This is a genomic window from Prevotella sp. CAG:255 (assembly GCF_000431195.1).
Taxonomy (GTDB): Bacteria; Bacteroidota; Bacteroidia; order Bacteroidales; family Bacteroidaceae; genus Prevotella; species Prevotella rara.
The window spans coordinates 1-1027 of sequence record NZ_HF986807.1; the positions used below are offsets into that span (position 1 = coordinate 1).

Here is a 1027-nt window from a genome sequence, read left to right on the forward strand (position 1 = left end):
TCCATATTAACTTTTGCCGCGCCGTTGCATTTTATGTTCATGCCGTCACCCTTGAATTTTCCGTTAATTACTCCTGATCCGGAGATGTTGAAGTCAACATTCTTGGCCTTAATGGCAAGTTCACAATTGTCAGCGCCACGACAATTCCAAAATATTTTATTTGCTTCTATACTGCCGCAGAGATAAACCGAACCTTTGTTGCTTACGTTCATGTCGCCCAAAACCTTCAGGTCAGATCTGCAACTATATGCCGCATAATTCTGCACATCAAATTTGCCTACTTCAAATCTGCCGTTGTTAGTAATGAAGCCTTTATTAACAATGTTATATGAGTCTGCCTTCAGATTCTCAATATCCAAATTCAGCGCCCCCTTGTTGTTTACGGTCAGGCTGCCTGTCTTCATGCTTTTTGCATGAAAATAGAAGAAACCGGAGCAACTGAGTCTGTCGATATTAGGAGCCGTGACATACAACTTGTACAGACCGGATTTATTCCCGTCATCATGAGGTTTCTTTGAAGACTTCACGACAAGCGTCTGTTCCTGCACGTCGAAGCAAAGTGCCTTCCAGGCATTCTCACTTCCCTCAAACACCACTTTATATTCAGAGCCTTGCGTGTAATACACACCAACAGAGCTTTCAACGTTTATTCCGTGGAAGTCTTTCAGCGGCAAGGTCTTCTTTATAATTCCGGAATCAGAATCTTTAAAGTTGTCATGCAGCTTAATGCCGTTTTTTTCCACTGCCATATTCTTGTTTGAACAGCCGCAGGCGATGAGCGGAATTGAGGCGATAAATGCCAAGAACAAATATAACTTAAACTTCATAATAATCTTATTTTAATGTTTCTATTCTGACATATGTACGCAAAACTATGCCGTTTGTGACATGAAACAACAAACTTTTTCTGTCTTTCCTGCCGCATGAGCAGGCTATACGCTGCGCATACCGGCATCTGCCTGAATGACAGACAAGCCAGTCGACACGTCATTCGAAGTTGTTAAGCCGGCTCGTGTCTATCCTAGAA

General features: G+C 42.4%; 1 protein-coding gene. It reads right to left on the reverse strand.

All coding sequences use genetic code 11. From position 1 onward, the window contains the following. The coding region (locus QVO66_RS07105; RefSeq protein ID WP_288172713.1) for a GIN domain-containing protein at positions 1-827 on the reverse strand (827 nt) is incomplete at its 3' end. Positions 828-1027 lie beyond the last annotated feature (200 nt).